Here is a 17,661-nt window from a genome sequence, read left to right as displayed (position 1 = left end):
TACTGATGCCTCAGGCGCGCCAGGTCGGGTTCTCGATCAGCAGGGCCATGCCCTGCCCGCCGCCGACACAGGCCGCGGCAATCCCATAGCGCAGGTTGTGTTCGCGCAGTTGGCGGGACAAGGTCAAGACCAAGCGCAGACCACTGGCAGCCAAAGGGTGACCGAGGGCCAGCGAGCCGCCCTGAACGTTGAGACGGGAGCGGTCCAATTCCAACTCCTGAGCCACGGCGAGGACCTGGGCGGCTTGAGCTTCGTTGATTTCAAACCTGTCGATCTGATCCAGGCTCAAGCCGCTGCGCTGCGCCAACAGACGAATCGCTGGTGCAGGACCGATACCCATGAACTCCGGCGCCACCCCCACCACAGCGCTAGCCCGCAGAAAGGCTAACGGTGTATTGCGGCTAGCCGAAGCAGGTCCGACCAGCGCCGCTGCCGCACCATCGACTACCGCACAGCTGTTTCCGGCGGTTTGTACGCCACCCTCGTGCACCGCGCGCAGCCGGACCAGGGCGGCGAGATTTGCCGGTCGTGGGTGGCTGTCTTCACTCACCGAGTCGACGCCCCGAGGCAAGCGAATACTGCGAGATTGATAACCTTCAAGTTCAAAGATTTGGGGACCCACAGCAACAATCTCAGGCGCCAGCCACCCTGCCTGCTGCGCTGCAAACGCCTGCTCATGACTGGCACAGGCATAGGCGTCCACGGCTTCGCGACTCAGCCCATAGCGCCGTGCCAGCTTGTCGGCGGTGGCGATCATGTCCATCCCGGGGGCTGGGTCGTACAACGCTTCCCAAAGAAAGTCCTTGAACTGCACCTCGGCGCCAAGACGGAAACCGCCACGATGGGTATAGGCCGCAATCGGATTCCGTGACATCGATTCTGTGGCCACGCACAGCGCCAGTTGCATACCGTCATCCAGTTGCCTGGCAGCCTGGCGCAGCAGTTCGAATCCGGTGGCACAGATACGCTGCACGCCCAGTGCCGGAACCGATTGCGCCACGCCGCTATAGAGACCGATATGCCGTGGCAGCAGGTAGGCATCGAAACTGGCCTGGGCCATGGAGCCCGCCAGTACGCTGTCTACCGCCAGCGGATCGACGCCCGCGCGAGCCAGTACTTCGCGCCCGACCTTGATGCCCAGGTCGATCGGCGAAACCTCGGCCAGTGCGCCACCGAGGTCCACCCACGGCGTTCGCACCGCTTCGAAAATCGCCGCATCGGCAAAGGCCGAGTACTGCCCTTCTGTGTTCAAGATTTCGCCCCAGCCCGCAGGATGGTCGGATCGAGCCCGCGATACAGGGCCTCGACCTGCTCCGCGCGCCACTGCAACACCGCACGCTGATTGATCGAGCCCTTGTCGGTGATTTCCCCGCGATCGATGGACGCGGCCTCGTCGAGCAACGCGATCCACTCCAGGCGACTGGCATTGCCGCTGGCTTCGCGATTGAGCCGTTGCAACCAATCGGCGAACCACTCGCGTACCGGCGTGCTTGCCAACACCTGAGCGTCGCTGGCACTGGTCGCCAGCCCCGCCATGCGGCGACATTCGTACAACCGTGGGAACACCAGCGCTCCGAGGCATTCACGATCGGGCGCGGTCACTACCAGGTCCTGGACATACGGCGAGCCCTCCAGTACCGCACGATTACGCAGCGGCCCGACACTGACGAACACCCCGGAAGACAGCTTGAAGTCTTCGGCGATGCGCCCATCGAACATCAGCCCCAGTTGCGCGTCATCCGGGTCGGCAAGCTTGAGTGCATCACCGGAACAGTAATAGCCTTGTTCGTCGAACACTTCGGCGGTCTGCTGCGGTGAACGCCAGTAACCGGGCATGATGTGCGGCCCACGGAAGCGCCCTTCCAGCTTGCCGTCTTTTGGTACCAACCGGACCTCGCAACCCGGCGCAGGCAGGCCGATGTAACCGGCCATGGACAAGGGCCCGGTGGTAAAGGTGCAGGATGGCGCGGCCTCGGTCATGCCCAGCCCCGCCATCATCCGGATTCGTTTGCCACAGTGTTGTTCGGCGACCCGGTCAAGGCGATCCCAGACGCTTTGCGACAGTCCGGCAGCGGCGAAGAAGAACAGGCTGACGCGCTTGAAAAAACACTCCCGTAGCTCTGCGTCCTGTTCCAGGGCCGAGACCAGTTCTTCCCAGCCCTTGGGCACGGTCAGGTAGGCGGTGGGAGAGATTTCCTTGAGGTTGCGCAGGGTCTGGGCAAATCCCTGCGCGGTAGGTTTGCCGTCGTCCAGGTAAAAACTGCCGCCGTTGTAGAGCACGATGCCGAGGTTGTGGCTGCCGCCGAACGTATGATTCCACGGCAGCCAGTCCACCAGCACCGGAGGCGCTTCACCGAACACTGGAAAAGTCTGCAACAGCATCTGCTGGTTGGCGCAGAGCATGCGTTGGGTGGTGATCACGGCCTTGGGCAGCCGGGTCGAGCCGGAAGTGAAAAGAAACTTGGCGATGCTGTCCGGGCCGGTGGCGGTAAAAGCGGCTTCAGCCTCGGCGCCGCCCGGTTGCTCAAGCAGGCTGGCAAAGCTCACCTGGCGACGACCTTCGACCTGACCACGGACGCTGATCAGTGGCGTATCCGCCGGTATCACGGCATCGATGGCGCGCTGGTACGCCGCGGCATCACTGACGAAGACCAGGCCTGGCTTGAGCAACTCGCACACGTGGCGCAGCTTGGAGAAGTCCTGGGACAGCAACGAATAGGCCGGCGACACCGGACAGTAGGGAATGCCCGCATACAGGGCGCCGAAGGCCACTTGCAAATGCTCGATGTCATTGCCCGAGAGCAGCACCAGGGGCTTGTCGGCCGACAGACCATAGCCCAGCAGGCTTTGGGCGATCGCCCGGACACTGTCAAGCATTTGCGCGTAACTCACCCGACGCCATTCACCGTTTTCCTGGCGGGCGGCGATAAAGGTCTGCTCAGGACGCAACCGGGCCCAATGCACCAAGCGGTCGAGCAAGCGCCTGGGCAACTCGGCCAAGGGTTCCAGGGAACGCATGTGCAGTTCGCCATGCTGCTCTGTCACCTCGACCGCCGCACAACCGATGGATACGGGGCGATAGCGCGGTGTGCCGGCTTGGACATTGGCTTGGGTTTGTAAACTGAATTCGGAACTCAAGTGCTTGTACTCCGTCGAGGCACGCTAAACCCAAGCCACCCGAAGGTGACTCACTGATAGCGTGGCAGCCATTGGCTGCAGCCTTGTTATTGTTATTTCGGCCTTGCACGCGGGCGATTGACTTACGGGAAAGTCAATCGCCCGCCTGTTCAGATCGGGTAGTGCCGCGGTCCGTTCTGCAAGGTAACCCAACGCAGCTGGGTGAAATGCTCGATGGACGCCTTACCGCCGAAACTTCCGTAGCCGCTGGACTTGACCCCGCCAAACGGCATTTGCGCCTCGTCGTGCACGGTTGGGCCGTTGATATGACAGATGCCCGACTCGACCCGTTGGGCCAAGGCCAGGGCACGCCCGGTATCGCGACTGAAAATCGCCGCCGACAACCCGAACTCGGAATCGTTGGCCAGTTGCAGCAACACTTCATCACCCTCACCGCGCAGCAACACGGCCACCGGCCCGAAGGACTCCTCGCGGTACAGGCGCATGCTCGCGTCAACGCCATCGAGCAGGGTCGGCTGCAATATGCTGCCGTCCAGTTGCCCACCGACCACCAGGCGCGCGCCCTTGGCCAGGGCATCGTCGATCAAGCCCTTGATGCGCGTACCGGCGCTGGCGTCCACCAGCGAACCGAGCACCGAGCCCTCAGCCGCGGGGTCACCCGCGCGCAGGGTGGCGACCTTGGCCGCCAGCTTGTCGACAAAGGCATCGGCAACCTTGGCATCGACGATCAGACGCTCGGTGGACATGCAGATCTGCCCCTGATTGAAATAGGCGCCAAAGGCGGCCGCCTCTACCGCGGCGTCCAGGTCGGCATCGTCGAGCACCAGCAAGGGTGCCTTGCCTCCCAGTTCCAGCAAGGCCGGTTTGAGGTGACGCGCCGAGAGTTCGCCGACGATGCGTCCGACATGGGTCGAGCCGGTGAAATTGACCCGGCGCACCGCCGGGTTGGCGATCAACCGCTCGACAATCGCCGCAGCATCCGCTGGCGCGTTGCTGATGACATTGACCACGCCATCGCCCAGGCCGGCGTCCTGCAATACCTGACCGATCAAGCGGTGCACCGCAGGGCTGAGCTCGGAGGCCTTGAGCACCACGGTGTTGCCGCAGGCCAATGGCATGGCGATAGCGCGGGTGGCGAGAATCACCGGGGCGTTCCAGGGCGCGATGCCCAGCACCACGCCGCAGGGTTGGCGCAGGGCCATGGCGAAACTGCCAGGCACATCCGAGGGAATGACTTCGCCATTGATCTGCGTGGTCATCGACGCCGCTTCACGCAGCATATTGGCCGCCAGCCGCACGTTGAACCCATACCAGTTGGCCATGGCACCGGTCTCGCCCGCCGCCTCGATGAACTCGGCGCTGCGCGCCTGCAATTGCTCGGCTGCCTTGAGCAAACGGGTGCGGCGTTCATTGGGGGCCAGCGCGGCCCAGGCGGGAAACGCCTTCTGCGCAGCGGCCACCGCGGCGTCGGCATCTTCCAGGGTGGCGGCGGCAACCCGCGACACCAACTCGCCGGTCACCGGGTTACGGCGTTCGAAGGTTCGACCGTCGCGGGCGGGGCACGACTGGCCGCCAATCAGCAGGGGCACGTCCAGCATGGTGATTCCTCTTTATAGTCTTTATCGGGAATGCATAAGAACGGTGTAACCGCAGCACCAGGGCGCAACCGCCAGTAGCGGGATGCGCCGGGCTACCTACCGCAGCACCTCAGCGCTTGTACGCTTGCAGGCCAGGCTTGATGCTCTTGTCGTCGAGGAATTGTTTCATGCCCTGCTCACGACCACCTTCGGTGTCCAGCAGGCGTGACTGATCGAGCTTGGCGTACAGGTAATCCTCGTTCTGCTCCCACGTCAGTTCGCGGCAACGTTTGAAACCATGCTTGGCCGCACGCAGCACCACCGGGTTTTTCTCCAGCAGGTTACGCGCCAGCTCCACGGTAACTTCACGCAGTTGCGTCAGGGGTACGCTTTCATTGACCAGGCCCATCTCGGCGGCTTTCTGCCCACCAAAGGTCTTGCCGGTCATGATGTAGTAGAGCGACTGGCGATGGCCCACGGTGTCGGCCATGGCCTTGCTGACCAGGTTGCCCGGCGGGATGCCCCAGTTGATTTCCGACAGGCCGAAGGTCGCTTCGTCGGCGCAGATCGCCAGGTCGCAGGCCACCAGAGGGCTGAAGCCGCCGCCGAAGCACCAGCCGTTGACCATGGCAATGGTCGGCTTGGCGTACATGCGCAACAGTTTCCACTGCCATTGCGAGGCTTCGCGACGGATTTTTTCCTGCAGGATTTCCGGGCCGGCGTCCACTTCGCGGAAGTACTCCTTGAGATCCATCCCCGCCGTCCAGGCTTCGCCCGCACCGGTCAACACCAGGACACCGGCATCCGGATCCTGCTCCAGGGTTTCCAGAACATCGATCATCTCGCGGTTCAGGGTCGGGCTCATGGCGTTGCGTTTTTCCGGGCGGTTGAGGATGACCCACGCGATGCCTTCCTCGATTTCCACTTTGACCGTTGTCCAGCGACCTTCGTAATTGCTCATGACGATGCTCTCTTGTTCTTGGTTTGAAGATGACTGGAAATTAAACCGGCCAATTAGTTATGTCAATTAACTATTAATAATATTAATCTGTTTCCGTCACACTGTAAGCGCCCACCCTCCGAACGCCAACCAACATTGGCCATAGCAATCACCGGTCAACGCCGGCAAAATAGATAGCCTTGTTAACCCAAAATCCTCAGGACTCACCTGCAATGGCCAAGCCCTCCCCCCTCGCCGAGACGATCGAGGCAGCGTCGACCAGCGCCGAGATGCAGGCACCACTCGATTCGGCATTGAACGACCTGATCGGCTACGCCATGCGCCGCGCACAACTCAAGCTGTTCCAGAACCTGATTGGCCGCCTCTCGGCCCACGATCTACGACCTGCCCAATTCTCCGCCCTGGCGATCATCAACCAGAACCCCGGCCTGATGCAGGCCGATCTGGCCCGGGCTCTGACCATCGAGCCGCCCCAGGTGGTGCCGCTGCTCAATAAACTGGAAAGCCGTGCGCTGGCGGTGCGCGTGCGGTGCAAGCCTGACAAGCGCTCGTACGGGATCTTCCTCAGCAAGACCGGCGAGACCCTGCTCAAGGAGCTGAACCAGATCGCCGCGCAAAGCGACCTGGACGCCACCGCGGCGCTGGACGATCAGGAGCGGGAAGAGCTGCTGCGCCTGCTGAAGAAGATTTATCAGGAGTGAGACACGCCCCAGAGGGACGTGCCGGTGAGGCGTTTGCAGGACTGCGGGGTTACCAGATCGGTAAGGTGTAGGTCACCAGGAAGCGGGTCTGGTTTTCATCACGAAAGGCCGCACCGGTCGGGAAATCGTTGCGGTAGATCGCCTTGCGCGCCACCAGTGCGACATTTTTCAGCGGACCGCTCTGCACCACATAGCCCAACTCCATCTGAAACTCGCGCTCCTTGCGGTCCTCGGCGTTGAAGGCCGCCATCTCGATATTGTCACCGCGCAAATAACGCAAGCGGCCCCTCAGCCCGGGCACTCCGGACGCTGCGAAGTCATAGTCATAGATGGCCTGCCACGTGCGCTCCTTGGCATTGAGAAAGTCCGACGCCATGGTCATCTCACTCATGCCCATCAACTCTGTCCCGGAGATGTAGGGCGTCGCCGATTCGCCAGTGGAATGCATATAACCGATGCCCAGCTTGTGTCCGCCGTATCGGTAGCTGAACATCCCCGAGACGTTGCGATTGTCCACTTCACCACCCTTGGCGCTGCCATCCTCGCGACTGAAAAAACTGCGCAGGTCGCTGGTCAACACACCTCCTCCCAGCGGCAGCTCATGCAGCAAGGCAAAGGTGTCCTGTTGGTACAAGTCAGTCACCTCGACGTGATAGGCACGCAGGCTCAGCGTCTTGCTGACCTGGTAATCACCCCCCGCATAGGCCATGTGCGAGGTCGTGGCAGTGGCGTTGAAGCGCCGGTTGGGCGACGCGATGGTCATCGCCTCATAGTTTGTGGAATTGCGCTTGTCGATGCGATCGATATAACCGGTGTTCAGCGTCAGCCCATCGAAGTCCCTGGAGCTCAGGATGGTGCCGCGAAAGGTTTGTGGCAGCAGTCGCGAGGGGCTGGCAAAGGCAAACGGCAGGAAGATCGACACGTCCCCGGACTTCACCGTGGTCTGGGCAAAACGCAGCTTGGCGGTCGGGGCCAGGCGCGAGTACTCGTCCGCCGCCCGATTGTCGCTGGCCGACACCGGCAGCAACTCGGTGCCGCTGCGGTCCGGCGCGGAGTCGAGCTTGACCCCCATCAGCCCGCGAACGTCCAGGCCAAAACCCAGCGGCCCCGGGGTGAACCCCGACTCCATGTTCATGATGAAACCCTGGGCCCACTCCTGGGCCGCGGACTTGGCGCCATCGTCCTTGTATTGGCGATCCAGGTAGTAATTACGCAGGGTCAAGGTGCCATGGCTGTCTTCGATGAAGCCCCCGGCGCGCAGCTGGGTGGGTAGAACGCTCAAGCCGAGCAGCGCCAGGACCAACCCTCGGTTGATACCGGGCACACAGGTGGCAGACGCCGTTGCAACGTCGTGCGCAGGGAGATTTGGCATGTTCGATTTCCATTTTTTATTGTTGTTTGTGCCGCCGGCAGAGCCCAGTGCAGCCGGCTTCGCGGACAGAGAATGGAAACAGCCAGCAACCGCTGTCAATGGCAAATGACCGATAATCGAACATTAATATTATTATCTATTTTCCAGCAATCCGCATTTTCCAGATCTTAGTAGTTGATTTATAAGCCTTAACTACCGATTTTTATGATTTTCATAGGGCGATTCATTTTTTAGTTATCTTTGTTATCTTATTCGCCAGCAGCCATCTTCAGCGTACCCCGTGCGATGGGACGGCTCGACTCCACAACAAAAACAACAATGAGGTTCCACCCATGGACAGCCCATCGCGTCGTTCGACGCTGACAATCGCTTTGTGCTTTATCGTTGCGCTGATCGAGGGTTTCGATCTGCAGGCCGCCGGCACAGCTGCCGCCGGACTGCGCCAGAGTTTTGCCCTGGACCCGAAGATGATGGGCTGGGTGTTCAGCGCCGGAATCATCGGCCTGCTGCCCGGCGCGTTTTTTGGCGGCTGGGTCGCCGATCGCATCGGCCGCAAGAAAATCCTCGTCAGTGCCGTACTGCTGTTCGGCCTGTTTTCCCTGTGCACCGCCTATGTCGAGAGCTACTCCAGCCTATTGCTGGTGCGCTTCATGACCGGTCTGGGCCTGGGCGCCGCCCTGCCCAACCTGATCGCCTTGTGCGCCGAAGCCGTAAGCGAACGCAACCGCGGCACCGCCATTAGTGTCATGTACTGCGGCGTGCCCCTGGGCGGAGCGCTCGCGGCGGTGGTGGCGATGTTTTCAAGTGAACACTGGCAAACCACCTTCATCATCGGGGGCCTGGTGCCCTTGCTGGTCGTGCCGCTGATGGCCCTACTGCTGCCCGAATCCACTGCATTCCGCGAGCAACATTCAGCCACTGGCAGCCTGCGGCCATCCAGCGCACAGGCGCTGTTCGGCGAAGGCCGCACACGCAACACCCTGGCCCTGTGGCTAAGCTATTTCTTCACCTTGACCGTGATGTACATGCTGCTCAACTGGCTCCCATCATTACTGCTGGAACAGGGCTTCAGCAAACCCCAGGCGGGCATGATCCAGATGCTGTTCAATATCGGTGGCGCCCTCGGGTCGCTGCTCGGCGGCCTGCTTCTGGACCGTTGTAACGGCCTCAAGGTCGTGCTGTTCGTGTATGCCGGGTTGCTGGCGGCGCTGGCCGGGGTGGGCCTGTCTATCGGAATCGTACCAATGTCGATCGCCGGGTTTGCCGCCGGGTTGTTCGTCATGGCTGCGCAACTGGTGCTCTACGCCCTGGCGCCACCGACCTACCCGACCGCAGTGCGCGCCACCGGCGTCGGCGCGGCCGTGGCCATCGGGCGCCTGGGCTCAGTGGCAGGCCCTCTGGCCGCTGGGCAGATCCTTGCTGCCGGTGCCGGCACTACCGGCGTGCTGCTGGCGACTTCACCCGGGCTGGTGATCGCAGCCTTGTCGATTATCACCGTGATCGCACGCTCCAGTTCGACCACTGAAGCATCACTGAATACCGCCAACTGAGCATCACTGCGAAGTTCTCAACCCTCTCGCGAAATCACATTGAGCAAGAGCCGGTTCCACAACCGCCGTCCTCTCCCAGTGCCAGCGTGCACCGGGATTGGGCGTGTGTAGTTACAAAGTCTCGAATCGATCAAACGCCAAAGCCTGGAGCGAATACCGCTGGTCTGCGGTGCTGCGGCTTGAAACGCAAAGCATGTCCCGGGGTCTACCCCATGAGCTCCTCACACCCTTATATTGGATCCTTTGCAGAAAAATTTACGAAATGACCGATAATCGAACACTTTAGTAGTTCATAACTGATTGTTTTTAAACGATTTTATCTTAATTTATTAAAAATCAGATAAAAATCCTCTAACAACCACTTTTCAATGGATCCATAAAACGATTGACTGGCGCCACTCGGTGTCAGGTAAAACGCCTGCCCGCTCATAAAAATAACAAGGGTGTCGTGATGAGTAACTTCTCAATCGGGTTCGAGCTTCGGCTTGCACCCAGCTTCGTGTGCCTTTCTCGCTTTACCATTGCCCAGCCTCATCTCGAGGGCAAGCCATGAGTGTGGATCTGAAGAGCGTGGTAGATGAGCATTCCATGGCGCGTTTCCAATGGCTGGCCGTGGGTATCTGTATTGTCCTGAACATGATCGATGGCTTCGACGTGCTGGTGATGGCTTTCACGGCCTCCTCGGTGTCTGCCGAATGGGGCTTGAGCGGCGCGCAGATCGGGTTGCTGTTGAGTGCCGGATTGTTTGGCATGGCGGCAGGCTCTTTGTTCATTGCGCCGTGGGCGGATCGTTATGGACGTCGACCATTGATTCTGTTTTGCCTGCTGCTCTCGGGTGCCGGCATGCTGTTGTCGGCCCTGAGCCAGACGCCCCTGCAACTGGCGCTGCTTCGTGGCTTCACCGGCCTGGGGATCGGCGGAATCCTGGCCAGCAGCAACGTGATTGCCAGCGAATATGCCAACAAGCGCTGGCGCGGACTGGCGGTGAGTTTGCAGTCCACCGGTTATGCCTTGGGCGCGACCTTGGGCGGGCTATTGTCGGTGTGGCTGCTGACGCACTTTGGCTGGCGTTCGGTGTTCATCTTTGGTGGCGCCGTGACCCTTGCGGTGATTCCCCTGGTGTTGCTGTACCTGCCTGAATCGCTGGACTTCCTGATCGCCCGTCGTCCCGCAAATGCCTTGGCACGCATCAATCGCCTGGCCGCACGTCTTGGCCAGCCTCCATTGCGCGAACTGCCCATGGCTCTTTCCGCGCCGACTTCAGGCCGTGGCCGCCTGGCGCAGTTGCTCTCGCCGGATTCGCGACGCACCACCCTGCTGATCTGGCTGCTGTTCTTCCTGGTGATGTTCGGCTTCTACTTCGTGATGAGCTGGACGCCGAAGCTGCTGGTCTCGGCTGGGCTTTCGGCACAGCAAGGCATCAGCGGCGGCGTGCTGCTGAGCGTAGGCGGCATCTTCGGCGCCGCGCTGATTGGCGGCCTGGCCTCGCGCTGGCGGCTGACCCGGGTGCTGTCGCTGTTCATGCTGATTACCGCGGGCCTGCTGGTGCTGTTCGTCGGCTCCGCGTCATCGGTATCCATGGCACTCGGCCTGGGCCTGCTGATCGGCTTGTTCGCCAACGGTTGCGTGGCAGGCCTGTACGCGCTGTCGCCGATTGTCTACGACGCTTCCGTGCGCACCACGGGGGTCGGTTGGGGCATCGGTATCGGGCGCATCGGCGCGATCCTGTCGCCCACCGTCGCCGGCCTGTTGCTGGACAGCGGGTGGCAGCCACTGCACCTGTATGGGGTGTTTGCCGTGGTCTTCGTGATTGCCGCCGCCGTGTTGCTGCAGCTGCGGCCCAACGCCCCGGCGCAGCCTGCCGGCCAACCCAGCCAGGCTTGAATCAAAGCGGTAGCGAGGCCCTCCCCTCGCTACTGAGTCCATCCTCCAGGAAAACAACAATAATGAATTACCTTCCTCTCCCTCCCCGGGCCCTGCTCGGCGGTGCAATGGCGCTTGCCCTGATGCCTTCGGCACACGCTGAAAGCAACGGTTTTTTCGAAGATTCCAAGACCAGCCTGACGCTGCGAAATTACTACTTCAATCGGGACTTCAACGATCCCGGCGCCAGCAAGAGCAAGATCGAAGAATGGGCCCAGGGCGCGACCCTCAAGTTCAGTTCCGGTTATACCCCGGGCGTTGTCGGCTTTGGCCTGGACGGTATCGCGATGCTGGGCGTCAAGCTCGACAGCGGCCCGCAACGCAGCGGTTCGGAGCTGCTGCCGGTGCATGACGATGGTCGCTCCGCCGACGACTACGGGCGCGCGGGGCTGGCGGCAAAAATGCGTATTTCCGACACCGAGCTGATGCTCGGCGAACTCATGCCGGATATTCCGCTGCTGCGCTACGACGACGGTCGCCTGCTGCCACAGACCTTCCAGGGCGCCATGCTGGTATCCCGGGAGCTTACCGGCCTGAGCCTGCAGGGCGGTCAATACACCTCGGTGAGCCTGCGCAACTCCTCGGACATGCAAGACCTCTCGGCATGGGCTGCGCCCACCGTCAAGTCGGACGGCTTCAACTATGCGGGTGCCGAATACCGCTTCAACGAACAACAGACCCTGATCGGCGCCTGGTACTCGCAGCTCGAAGACATCTATCAGCAAAGCTATCTGAACCTGCTGCATAAACAGAAAGTCGGTGACTGGACCCTCGGCGCGAACCTGGGTTATTTCAACGACAAGGATGACGGCAGCGCCCTGATCGGCAATGTCCAAAGCCATACCGCCTACGGACTGTTCTCGGCCAACCTGGGTGGCCATACCCTGTACCTGGGGCTGCAAAAGGTCAGCGGCGATACCGGCTGGATGTCGGTGTATGGCAGCAGCGGGCGGACCCTGGGCAACGATATGTTCAACGGCAACTTCAGTAACGCCGACGAGCGCTCCTGGCAGGCGCGTTATGACTACAACTTTGCCGCCGTCGGCCTCCCCGGCTTGTTGTTGATGACCCGCTACGGTCACGGTGAAAACGCCACCACCAAGGCCGGCAGCAATGGCAAGGAATGGGAGCGTGACACCGAGGTCAGCTACACCCTGCAAAGCGGCCCGCTGAAAAACCTCAGCCTGCGGGTCAACAACGCCACCAACCGTCGCAGCTTCAACAGCGACTTCGATCAGACCCGCATCATCGTCAGCTACCCCCTGTCCCTCTGATCCTCCCGCCAGGGGCGCTTTGTCGCCCCTGCATCTCTCTCCTCCTTGCGCTACTATGGCGAACCAACTTCTGGAAGTCGCCTGCATGAGCAAACCGGGTCAAATGGTGCTGGTCGCACTGCGCAAAATGATCGCTTCTGGCGAGCTCGCGGCTGGCGAACGGCTGATGGAGATCCCGACGGCGGAACGCTTCGGCGTCTCGCGCATGCCGGTGCGCATGGCCTTTCTCACCCTGGAACAGGAAGGCTTGCTGGTGCGCCATGGCGGGCGGGGTTATCAGGTGCGCTCGGTGAGTGCCGACGATATCGCCGGCGCCGTGGAGGTGCGCGGGGTGCTGGAGGGTCTGGCGGCGCGGCAGAGTGCCGAACGCGGCTTGAGTGAAGAAGCACAGACGGCGTTGCGCGAATGCCTGGTGCAAGGCGATGCGCTGTTCGACAAGGGTTACGTGACGGAGGAAGACCTCGAGGCGTTCCATGACCTCAACATGCGCTTTCACCAGGTGATCGTCGACAGCAGCGCCAACCCGGCAATTGGCGAAGCCTTGGCGCGTAACGACCATCGCCCCTTCGCTTCCGTGTCGGCGCTGGCGATCGATCGCCAGGACCTGGTGCGCGAATACCGGCGCTTCAACTTCGCGCACATGCAACACCACTCGGTGTTCGACGCGCTGGTCAGCCGCCAGGGCGCACGCGCGGAAGCCATCATGCGTGAACACGCCAATGCAACGCTGCGCTACGCCGAGGTCTTCGGGGCGATCAGCAACGGCGACCGAATGAAGGTGATCGCCCGCGGCGAGTGATCGGTGGGGTCAGAGATCCAGCACCAACAGCCTGGACTTGGATCTTGAGCAGCAAGGCGTGAACTGGTCATTGGCCGCTTGCTCTTCTTCGGTGAGAAACAGGTCTCGGTGCTCCGGCACCCCTTCCAGCACACGGGTCAGGCAGGTGCCGCAGATACCCTGCTCACAGGAAAGCGCAATCTCTACGCCGTGACTTTCCAGCACCTGGACCACGGTCTTGTCGGCGGGAATGTCGAACACCTGCCCGCTACGGCCCAGTTTGATCTGGAAAGACCCGTCGGCACTGGTATCCACAGGCGCCGCGGCGAAGTATTCACGGTGCAACTGCCCTTCGCTCCAGCCCTGAGCCTTGGCGCTGTCGAGCACATGCTGCATGAACCCTGAAGGACCGCAGACATACAGGTGCAGGTCAGGCCGCGGATTGGCCAGGACTTTGGCGGCATCCAGGCGCGAATCGGCCTGTTCATCGAAATGCAGGTGCACGCGATCGGCAAAGGAAGCGCCTTTGAGGCGCTCGACAAACGCCGCCCGTTCGCTGGAGCGCGCACAGTAATGCAGTTCGAAATCGGCACCGCTGTGGGCCAGTTGCTCGGCCATGCACAGGATCGGAGTGATGCCGATGCCACCGGCGAACAACAGGCTGCGCTGCCCCTCAGCCACCAGCGGGAACAGGTTGCGCGGCTCGCTGATGAACAGGCGGTCACCGCTGTTGATCTGCTCGTGCAGGCTCTGGGAACCGCCGCGGGAGGCAGTGTCCTTGAGCACGCCGATCAGGTAGCGATGGCGCTCTTGCGGGTGATTGCACAACGAGTACTGGCGGACAAGTCCGCCCGGCAGGTGCACGTCGATATGGGCTCCGGCACTGAAGCCGGGAAGTTGCCCGCCTTGTGCACAGGCCAGCTCGTAGCTGCAGATATCCAGCGCTTCGTTGTTGCGGGATGTCACGACGACTTCAATCATGGCGCACCTTCAAGGCCGGCCACCGCGGTGGCCGTGAACAGGATCAATGGGAGTGGACTGGCCTAGCGCTCGAGCTAGTTGGCCGTGGCAATCAGCTCGACGGCGGGCGCCTGCTCACGGGCGATGATGCGCTCCAGCACGCGCCGGGACTGCACACCGCCGGCATCGATATTGAGCTTGAGCAGGTTACGCTCGGGATTGGCCAGCAGGTTTTTCTGCTGCTGTTCGAGCATGTCGAGGTCTTCGCTGAAGATCTTGCCCTGGCCCTCGCGGATGCTGGCGGTCAGTTCTTCGTCGCGGGGATTGAAATTGCGCGCCATGCCCCAGAAGTACCAGATCGACGTCTCGGTTTCCGGGGTAATGAAGTCGACCACGATGCTCGCGGCCTTGTGTTGCGGCTCGGCGTGGTAACCGCCCTTGCCCGCGTGGGCCACGCCCACCTCGATCAACACATGGCTGGGCGGACTGAAGCGGCAGATCTGCCAGCGGTCCACCGGCACATCGTCGGCCAGATTATTGCCACGCAAGGCCATGCGCCAGAACGGCGGCGCCATGATGTTTTCCATGTGCCGCGCGGTGACCACCTCATCACCTTCGACGGTGGTGACCGGCGCCGCTTCATCGATCTCTTTCTGGCCGATGCTCGAGGCGTGCACGTAGGTTTCGTGGGTGAGGTCCATCAGGTTATCGATCATCAACCGATAGTCGCAATTGATGTGGAACAGCCCCCCGCCATACGCCCACTCATCGCTGACAGCCCACTCCAGATGATGGATCAGTGCAGGGTCCGCCTTGTCCTGCTCACCAGGCCAGACCCAGATGAAACCGTAACGTTCTTCAACGGCGTAGGTCTTGTTGCACGGAAAACCCCGTACGCGCTGCCCCGGCATTTCGACGGTCTTGCCATCGCAGCCCATGACCAGGCCGTGGTAACCACAGACCAGGTTGCCGTTCTCGACATAGCCCAGGGAAAGAGGGGCGCCGCGGTGTGGGCAGAAGTTCTCGACGGCGGCCACACGGCCTTCTTTCCCACGGTAGAAGACGATTTTTTCACCGCAAATCTGCCGCCCCAGGGGCTTGGAAGCGATCTCGTCGGGGGTGCAGGCGACATACCAGGTGTTTTTCGGATACATAGGGTTCTCCGGGACAGGCTTGTTTTTATGGATCCATTTGATCGGATAACACTGATATTCGTCAAGCTTTTTGCGGATCAATGGACGTTAATGGATCCATTAAAGCCGGATCGGGGTGGCGGCGCCGATTCTCCTGTCGCTGATCCGTTGCGCCCAGAGCTTTTCCGCCGGCGGCAAATACGCCGGGGCCTGTGCCTACCTGATGGACCATGCTCCCAGGGATAAACGCGCCTGGTACGGCAGCTTCATTCCGGTGTCGACCTTTCCCGCCTTCGCCGCGGCCGCCGTGGTGGCCTACGCCCTCGAGGCGTCGTTATCGGCCGAAGCCATGGGCAGCTGGGGCTGGCGCCTGCCGTTCCTTCAAGATCAACGAAAACCAGCTTGCCTTGGAGGCTGCCATCAAGGAGCTGACGCTTTGGGTAGAGCAGCACAGTGCGACCGAGGTCGGTGGCAATGTGCGCGGCGCCCTGGAAGCCATCGACAAGAATGAAGAATTAATCAAGATGACGCTCGCGGTGCTCATGACGCCGGAGTGAAAACAATTGAGTGCGCCCAGTAGACGGGGTTTAACGCAACCACCGATCACACAGCTTTTTCATCGATGCCATTGTGATATCGTCGGGAAATTACGTTTTTTTAAGAATGCTGATCTTGCGTGCACCACACACACTATGCCCGTAATCATGACGTTTACATGGGGATAAACGGGGAACCGGCAATTGAATTCAAGGGCCAAACCAGGAATTCCCGCACTGCTCAGCCCCCCCGAAAAATTGCCCAAGAGTTGGCCCAGCCATCGACGCAGTCCTGCCGAGCGACAATCCAGCACACCGCCACACACCACTGATGCAGCAGTAACCGGGTTGGCCTGAGGTGCTCGCACGGCCAAACGATCAAGCCCAAACTGACAACCATTTAGAACCACAGTGCGACAGAACAGTCTGTCCCTACACACCCTTCCATCTTAAGAGAACTTTATGATCATCGTTCACCACCTCAATAATTCCCGTTCACAGCGCATCCTCTGGTTACTCGAAGAGCTGGCCCTGCCCTACGAGATCAAGCACTACCAAAGAGACGCTAACACCAACCTGGCGCCCCCTGAACTGAAAGCCATAAACCCGCTGGGCAAATCACCGGTTATTCAGGATGGCCCTCATGTGCTGATCGAATCCGGTGCTATCGTCGATTACCTGATCCGCCGCCACGGCGATGGCCGCTTGCAACCTGACCCGGCCACCGCAACCTACGACGAATATGTGCAATGGCTACATTTCGCAGAAGGGTCGGCCATGCTGCCGCTGATGCTCAGCCTTTACATCGGGCGTCTTGGGGAGGCCGGCAAGCCGCTGCAGCCGCGAATCGAATCTGAACTGGCCAACTATCTCGGGTACCTGGAGAACGCGTTGAAACTTACCCCGTACTTGTTGGGTGACGAAATCAGCGGTGCGGATATCCAAATGAGCTTTGTTGGCGAGTTCGCGAAGTCCCAAGGCATGCTGCAAAACTACCCTGGCCTATCGGCCTGGATCGACCGCTTCCAGGCGCGGCCGGCATATATCAATGCGATAGAAAAAGGCGGTGCTTACAAGTTCGCGGGCTGAGTGCTAAATACGCAGGCTGTGGTTCCTGCACTATAAAGCGTCTTCTAGCGCTCAACAGGTCACGTTACAGAGAGAGCCTGGCCTTGGTTGCGCACACCGTGACCACCGTCACCGTCACGCACTAACGGGAGACGCGACCAAGGCTATCCACCGAACAAAGGGGGCCGAACAAAGGAGACAGATTACTTTTTCGAAAAAATAATTCCAAAAAAATAATTCAGTCCCCTTGTTCCTCTAAATAGTGGAACAAGCATTACTCGTCTTACATCAGCTTACGAGTAAGACGAAAAAGCTCGGCCTGGTAAAGGGCATCGTGTAGCGCGTCATGATCGCCTTCTCGCTTCGGATTAAGTGCCTCTGCGATTCTACTGGAGCGAGTATCCGTCCATTTGCATCCTGTCGCGCCCATATACATAGACTTAATATCCAGCGCAGCGAAACCAAAAGGATTTTCTCCCAGATACCGATGGAAGTAATAGTTCACGAATGACCAATCAAACGGTGCGTTGAACCCCACAAAAACCGGTATTGAGTCTTCTCCTTGTTGGCGCTGATTGAAAACTGACCCACCCTGCCGATTGAAAATTGACCCAGGGCCGTTTGCTGATTTTTGCATCAGCAACTGTGGATAAGCTTAGCAGCAGTGTCCTGCTGACATAGGCACTAAGC

The 17,661-nt window shown here is 60.6% G+C and carries 14 protein-coding genes and 2 pseudogenes; 8 read left to right on the top strand and 8 right to left on the bottom strand.

Annotated features, from left to right (window positions below; translation table 11 throughout):
- Positions 1-10 precede the first annotated feature (10 nt).
- The 4 genes from KW839_RS26470 to KW839_RS26455 form a co-directional block, all read right to left on the bottom strand.
- Positions 11-1,252 (bottom strand): thiolase family protein, encoded by a 1,242-nt coding sequence (locus tag KW839_RS26470; protein WP_218425931.1) that lies wholly within the window; start codon positions 1,250-1,252, stop codon positions 11-13.
- Positions 1,249-3,138: a feruloyl-CoA synthase gene (locus KW839_RS26465; RefSeq protein WP_218425930.1), complete on the bottom strand. Its 1,890-nt coding sequence runs from the start codon at positions 3,136-3,138 to the stop codon at positions 1,249-1,251. The genes KW839_RS26470 and KW839_RS26465 overlap by 4 nt, the downstream gene beginning before the upstream one ends.
- Positions 3,139-3,287: 149 nt before the next feature.
- Complete coding sequence (locus KW839_RS26460) at positions 3,288-4,736, bottom strand: aldehyde dehydrogenase (protein WP_060539940.1); 1,449 nt, start codon at positions 4,734-4,736, stop codon at positions 3,288-3,290.
- 109 nt (positions 4,737-4,845) lie between these two features.
- Positions 4,846-5,676: a p-hydroxycinnamoyl CoA hydratase/lyase gene (locus KW839_RS26455; RefSeq protein ID WP_060539941.1), complete on the bottom strand. Its 831-nt coding sequence runs from the start codon at positions 5,674-5,676 to the stop codon at positions 4,846-4,848.
- A gap of 212 nt (positions 5,677-5,888) precedes the next feature.
- Between KW839_RS26455 and KW839_RS26450 the strand changes: the two genes are divergently transcribed.
- The gene (locus KW839_RS26450) at positions 5,889-6,377 is read left to right on the top strand and encodes a MarR family winged helix-turn-helix transcriptional regulator (protein WP_060539942.1); all 489 of its coding nucleotides are present in this window, start codon (positions 5,889-5,891) and stop codon (positions 6,375-6,377) included.
- A gap of 49 nt (positions 6,378-6,426) precedes the next feature.
- Here KW839_RS26450 and KW839_RS26445 read toward each other — a convergent pair whose 3' ends face one another.
- Entirely contained in the window at positions 6,427-7,749 is a 1,323-nt protein-coding gene (locus tag KW839_RS26445) for an OprD family porin (RefSeq protein ID WP_082457464.1), read from the bottom strand.
- A 332-nt stretch (positions 7,750-8,081) separates the two neighbouring features.
- Here KW839_RS26445 and mhpT point away from each other — a divergent pair, with 332 nt between their 5' ends.
- From mhpT to KW839_RS26425, 4 genes are all read left to right on the top strand, one after another.
- Complete coding sequence (gene mhpT, locus KW839_RS26440) at positions 8,082-9,299, top strand: 3-(3-hydroxy-phenyl)propionate transporter MhpT (RefSeq protein WP_060539943.1); 1,218 nt, start codon at positions 8,082-8,084, stop codon at positions 9,297-9,299.
- Positions 9,300-9,848: 549 nt separating this feature from the next.
- Positions 9,849-11,183 (top strand): MFS transporter, encoded by a 1,335-nt coding sequence (locus KW839_RS26435; RefSeq protein ID WP_060539944.1) that lies wholly within the window; start codon positions 9,849-9,851, stop codon positions 11,181-11,183.
- Between the two features lie 107 nt (positions 11,184-11,290).
- The gene (locus KW839_RS26430) at positions 11,291-12,496 is read left to right on the top strand and encodes an OprD family porin (RefSeq protein WP_371318119.1); all 1,206 of its coding nucleotides are present in this window, start codon (positions 11,291-11,293) and stop codon (positions 12,494-12,496) included.
- Between the two features lie 85 nt (positions 12,497-12,581).
- A complete protein-coding gene (locus KW839_RS26425) occupies positions 12,582-13,295 on the top strand; it encodes a GntR family transcriptional regulator (protein ID WP_060540164.1) in 714 nt (237 codons plus the stop codon).
- Between the two features lie 9 nt (positions 13,296-13,304).
- Here the strand turns inward: KW839_RS26425 and KW839_RS26420 are convergent, their stop codons facing one another.
- Both KW839_RS26420 and KW839_RS26415 read right to left on the bottom strand, forming a co-directional pair.
- On the bottom strand, positions 13,305-14,255 hold the full coding sequence (locus KW839_RS26420) for a PDR/VanB family oxidoreductase (RefSeq protein WP_060539946.1): 951 nt from the start codon (positions 14,253-14,255) through the stop codon (positions 13,305-13,307).
- A gap of 74 nt (positions 14,256-14,329) precedes the next feature.
- Positions 14,330-15,388, bottom strand: coding sequence for an aromatic ring-hydroxylating dioxygenase subunit alpha (locus KW839_RS26415; protein ID WP_060539947.1), 1,059 nt, complete (start codon positions 15,386-15,388; stop codon positions 14,330-14,332).
- A 109-nt stretch (positions 15,389-15,497) separates the two neighbouring features.
- Here KW839_RS26415 and KW839_RS27820 point away from each other — a divergent pair.
- From KW839_RS27820 to KW839_RS26405, 3 genes and pseudogenes are all read left to right on the top strand, one after another.
- Positions 15,498-15,749: pseudogene (locus KW839_RS27820) on the top strand (MFS transporter); the annotation flags it as partial.
- A gap of 25 nt (positions 15,750-15,774) precedes the next feature.
- Entirely contained in the window at positions 15,775-15,924 is a 150-nt protein-coding gene (locus KW839_RS26410; protein WP_162237376.1) for a hypothetical protein, read from the top strand.
- Between the two features lie 441 nt (positions 15,925-16,365).
- A complete protein-coding gene (locus KW839_RS26405; RefSeq protein WP_060539949.1) occupies positions 16,366-16,992 on the top strand; it encodes a glutathione S-transferase family protein in 627 nt (208 codons plus the stop codon).
- 262 nt (positions 16,993-17,254) lie between these two features.
- Here the strand turns inward: KW839_RS26405 and KW839_RS26400 are convergent.
- Positions 17,255-17,515, bottom strand: a pseudogene (locus tag KW839_RS26400) (hypothetical protein); the annotation flags it as partial.
- Positions 17,516-17,661 lie beyond the last annotated feature (146 nt).

The sequence above is a fragment of the Pseudomonas sp. PDM31 genome (assembly GCF_019218965.1).
Classification (GTDB): domain Bacteria; phylum Pseudomonadota; class Gammaproteobacteria; order Pseudomonadales; family Pseudomonadaceae; genus Aquipseudomonas.
Note: the sequence above shows the minus strand (reverse complement) of the source record. Positions and strands in the feature narration are given on the sequence as shown.

Bases quoted from the DNA above. Each gene is read 5' to 3' on its own strand.
- mhpT (WP_060539943.1), top strand. From the start codon at position 8,082: ATGGACAGCCCATCGCGTCGTTCGACGCTGACAATCGCTTTGTGCTTT.
- KW839_RS26460 (WP_060539940.1), bottom strand. From the start codon at position 4,736: ATGCTGGACGTGCCCCTGCTGATTGGCGGCCAGTCGTGCCCCGCCCGC.
- KW839_RS26435 (WP_060539944.1), top strand. From the start codon at position 9,849: ATGAGTGTGGATCTGAAGAGCGTGGTAGATGAGCATTCCATGGCGCGT.
- KW839_RS26405 (WP_060539949.1), top strand. From the start codon at position 16,366: ATGATCATCGTTCACCACCTCAATAATTCCCGTTCACAGCGCATCCTC.
- KW839_RS26420 (WP_060539946.1), bottom strand. From the start codon at position 14,255: ATGATTGAAGTCGTCGTGACATCCCGCAACAACGAAGCGCTGGATATC.
- KW839_RS26445 (WP_082457464.1), bottom strand. From the start codon at position 7,749: ATGCCAAATCTCCCTGCGCACGACGTTGCAACGGCGTCTGCCACCTGT.
- KW839_RS26425 (WP_060540164.1), top strand. From the start codon at position 12,582: ATGAGCAAACCGGGTCAAATGGTGCTGGTCGCACTGCGCAAAATGATC.
- KW839_RS26455 (WP_060539941.1), bottom strand. From the start codon at position 5,676: ATGAGCAATTACGAAGGTCGCTGGACAACGGTCAAAGTGGAAATCGAG.
- KW839_RS26430 (WP_371318119.1), top strand. From the start codon at position 11,291: ATGGCGCTTGCCCTGATGCCTTCGGCACACGCTGAAAGCAACGGTTTT.
- KW839_RS26415 (WP_060539947.1), bottom strand. From the start codon at position 15,388: ATGTATCCGAAAAACACCTGGTATGTCGCCTGCACCCCCGACGAGATC.
- KW839_RS26450 (WP_060539942.1), top strand. From the start codon at position 5,889: ATGGCCAAGCCCTCCCCCCTCGCCGAGACGATCGAGGCAGCGTCGACC.